This is a genomic window from Streptomyces sp. NPDC045701 (assembly GCF_056432045.1).
Genome location: NZ_JBWKJV010000140.1, coordinates 1 through 3,698 on the forward strand (window position 1 = coordinate 1; position 3,698 = coordinate 3,698).

Genomic DNA, 3,698 nt, shown 5'->3' on the forward strand with positions numbered 1-3,698 from the left:
CAGGGCGGCGGTGAGGACGACCAGGTTCATGATGCCGGCCGTGCCCGGGATGCCGAGCTTGTCGAAGACGGTGACGAAGGGGCTCTGGTCGCCGGTGAAGGAGGTGTACGGCAGCAGCAGGGCGAGGAGGACGACGGAGCCGACGTAGAACACACCTACGCGCCACATGATCGAGTTGATCGCCCTGGGCATGATCTTCTCGGGGTTCTTCGTCTCGCCGGCGGCGACGCCGACCAGCTCGACGGAGGCGTAGGCGAAGACGACGCCCTGGACGACCATCAGCATCGGCAGCATGCCGAGCGGGAAGATGCCGCCGTTGTCGGTGAGGGTGGCGAGGCCCGGGGTGTGGCCGCCGACCTCGTGCTGGGTGACGACCAGGAAGATGCCGACGCACATGAAGATCACCAGTGCGGCGACCTTGATGATGGCGAACCAGAACTCCATCTCGCCGAAGTACTTCACCGAGATCAGGTTCGCGGTGAGGACGACGGCGAGGGCGATCATGGCGAGGATCCACTGCGGGATGTCGCTGAACATGGCCCAGAAGTGGGCGTAGGTTGCGGCGGCGGTGATGTCGGCGACGGCGGTGGTCGACCAGTTGAGGAAGTACAGCCAGCCGGCCGTGTAGGCGCCCTTCTCGCCCATGAACTCACGGGCGTAGGAGACGAAGGCGCCGGAGGAGGGGCGGTAGAGCACCAGCTCGCCGAGGGCCCGGACGACGAAGAAGGCGAAGACGCCGCAGACGGCGTACGCGATCGCGAGGGAGGGGCCGGCGCCCGCCAGGCGGCCGCCGGCGCCGAGGAAGAGGCCGGTGCCGATCGCGCCGCCGATGGCGATCATGTTGACGTGGCGGGACTTGAGGTCCTTGCTGTAACCGGCGTCACCGGCGTCGATGTGGGGGGCGGCCGTCGCCGCCGGGGCACCGGGGCTCAGGGTGCCGGCCGCAGGCATGGTGCGGTCACTCATCTGGAAGTCGCCTTTGTGAGAGGGCATGCGGTAACAGACGCCCGCAGACGATCCTGGTGCCGTAGAGGCGCTGGACGGGATTGCGCCATGCCGGGGGCTCGTCACGGTAAGGGTTGTTCATTACCCGGCGGCGCCGCAGCCCCCAATCGGACCCGGGCCCGGTCGGAAACGCGTCGTCTGTGCGGCAGAACGGCATGCAGTGGTCTCGCCGGTGCTGCCTGAGGACCTGGGTGCGGGCGGGCGCGGGTGCCTGGACCCGCAAAGCGGACAGGCCCGTCCGGCCCGGGCAGACGCAACGGTCGAAGGACCCGCACCCCGCCCGGAATGGGGGCACTGTGAGGGACAGGCCTTTCAGGGACATCCCTGTTGGCTGGGACCGGCCCTGCTGCAGCTCCCGGGATCCAGGGCACCCGCGCCGCCTACTGCTCTGCCTGGACGCATGATGCTCTCAGCCCCCACTCCCCCGAAGAAGGCCGCCTGGTATGCCCGCCCAGCGGCCTGGCGGCGGTCTCCTGGGTTCGCCCTCACCCTGCTGCTCGCCGGCACACAGTGGATCATCATCTATTACGTCACCTTCGGGTGGCTGCCCCTGCCCCTGCTGGGGGCGGGGGGGAACATCCTGATAGGACTGGTCCTCATCGCCACCGGCATATGGTGTGCCGCAGGCGTCATCCATGACAGGCAGACATGACCCCGCCTGCCCTGTGAGACACAGGCGCAGCTGCGCTGGTCCGGCACGCCGGACAAGCGGGGGCGGCCGGCCCCGGCCGGACGGCATGGTGCTGTCTTCGGGAGAGTCCGATCGGCCTACATACTCCAGGCCCTCAAGGCCGGATCGTAGTCATGAGACGCCCTTGCAAGGGCGTCTCAGGCCGCTGCGGCGGGCACCGGTACGCACATATCAGCGTCTGCCGCGGCGGCCGCAGGAAACACCCCCGATTGCATCTTTCTCGTACAGGGCGAGTGTTAGATGATTCCTAAGATCTTTTCTCTGAGGCCCCTTCTCCGCCGGAACCTCGGCAGCGCCGCGGTCCGGCCGGGGCAGATTTCGTGGATTGCGACTCTGTTCTTCTTCACCGCAGGCCTGGCGTGGATATCCGCCTATTACGTGACCGGTGGAGCCTATCCGGTAGCAACGCTGTCCAACTGGAATGTAGCGGTCGGTATGGGGCTCCTCAGCCTCAGTATCCTGCTGTCCGCACGGTGTGATTAATTCCGGCGATGCTGCCGTCCTCACAGCGCAGGCTGTATGCGGAACTCCGGCGTGCCTGGTGCGCCTGAGGGCTGAGCCGGAACTGCTTCACGGGTGAGATGACCGTGCTTGATGTGATCACGGCGCCGGGATCCTCCTGGGCAGCCCGTTCACGGGGCTGAGTCGGCGCCAGTCAGGCCGGTCACCAGGCTGCGGCGACGGGTGCGGCCCGGGCGCGCAAGGGCTGGCCCTGGAACTGGCCGGGGGAAGACCGCGTGCTCCTGGCCGCCTCGTAGAGGCGTACCTGTCCCTGCGCCGACTGGCCGCGCAGTCCGGGTGTGGCCAGTCCCGAACGCCGGGCGCATCATGGGCCATCCCGGGCCCGCACTCGCGCTCCAGCAGGGCAAGCGGTTCCGCCAGGACACCATGCTGATCGCCGGCGGCACGCTGGGCCCCCCGCCCGCGACTGCCCCCCGCCGGGCAGCCGGACTACCGCTACTCCACCCGCCGAGGCCGGCATCAGCGCCGGCACCCGGCTCGCCGCCGGCCGTCCGCTGCCCGGCAGCCGCAACGGCCGCAGGGCGGATGAGGGTCCGGCGCGGGCGAACGCCGGCGGCCGCACCACGGTGATCGCAGGCGGCTGCCGGGGGCCCGGCCTGGTCATCGCGCACCGCCGGAAGGCCCGGCCTGGCCGGGCTCCCGGAGCCGTGAGGCGGGCGGCCACGGCGTCCGGGCCGAGTGCTGCACGGCCCCACCGCCACCCGCACCCCCGGGGAGCCCGGCGGCGCCGCGCTCCCCGGCTGCCGGGCCGTCACCGGGGCCGGGCCCCGGTCCGGCAGCCTCACCAGTCCACCACCCGGCCGGGTCACACGCAGCGGCACCCGGCAGCACGAAGGCCCTGACCGCTCGGCTTTGAGTTCTGGCGGTCGTCGCAACACCCCAGCAAGGGGTGCGATGGAGTTCGAGATCGGCAAGGTGCGGACGGTGGCCCAAGGGCCAGGAAGCTGGTCCGTGAGCGGGAGGAATACTTCCGGCTCATGGATCAGGGCCTGAGCAGTTCCGGGGCGTGCAGACGCGTCGGGATCACGTCAGGACGGGTGGCGTCATGGCCGTAGCCCGTCCGGCAAGGACAAAGGCGGCACCACGGCGCGCCGCTCGGTAGTGCCGTCGTCGGCTTCCCGGTACCTGCGTGAAGCCGGCCGCATCCACATCGCCGGCCGGCTGCGGGAGAAGGCTCCGCTCCGGCAGATCGCCGCCGAGCGCCGGACCCCTGCTGGACGGTGAAGGCCGGCACACTGGTGCGCCACCCCGCCGAAGGCAGCACGTACGACGCGATCCGCGCCGCAGTCATCCGGCAGATTTGCCCGGCTCTGCGCCTGCCCGGTCTGCTGTCACCGGTATGCCGTCCAAGCCGCTTCTGATGCACCGCCACAGGGCCAGGGCCGGCCGTTGTCCAGAGCCGGCCGATCGGCCTGGCGGGTCTTCCCCCTGTGGCCAGCGTTGTGGGGACAGTGCTGGGCACGATAGTGGGACTGCGCTG

General features: G+C 70.1%; 3 protein-coding genes and 1 pseudogene. 3 read left to right on the top strand and 1 reads right to left on the bottom strand.

Features of this window, described 5'->3' with window-relative positions:
* The coding region (locus AC07DW_RS33695) for an amino acid permease (RefSeq protein WP_478861417.1) at window positions 1–966 on the bottom strand (966 nt) is incomplete at its 3' end.
* Between the two features lie 439 nt (window positions 967–1,405).
* Between AC07DW_RS33695 and AC07DW_RS33700 the strand changes: the two genes are divergently transcribed.
* The 3 genes and pseudogenes from AC07DW_RS33700 to AC07DW_RS33710 all read left to right on the top strand — a co-directional run.
* Window positions 1,406–1,657 (top strand): cell division protein CrgA, encoded by a 252-nt coding sequence (locus tag AC07DW_RS33700; protein ID WP_478861418.1) that lies wholly within the window; start codon window positions 1,406–1,408, stop codon window positions 1,655–1,657.
* A gap of 279 nt (window positions 1,658–1,936) precedes the next feature.
* On the top strand, window positions 1,937–2,179 hold the full coding sequence (locus tag AC07DW_RS33705; protein WP_478861419.1) for a cell division protein CrgA: 243 nt from the start codon (window positions 1,937–1,939) through the stop codon (window positions 2,177–2,179).
* A 933-nt stretch (window positions 2,180–3,112) separates the two neighbouring features.
* Window positions 3,113–3,418: pseudogene (locus AC07DW_RS33710) on the top strand (IS30 family transposase); the annotation flags it as partial.
* Window positions 3,419–3,698 lie beyond the last annotated feature (280 nt).

What these genes read in the sequence shown, in the direction of transcription:
- AC07DW_RS33700 (WP_478861418.1), top strand. Translation starts at nt 1,406, where the DNA reads ATGATGCTCTCAGCCCCCACTCCCCCGAAGAAGGCCGCCTGGTATGCC.
- AC07DW_RS33705 (WP_478861419.1), top strand. Translation starts at nt 1,937, where the DNA reads ATGATTCCTAAGATCTTTTCTCTGAGGCCCCTTCTCCGCCGGAACCTC.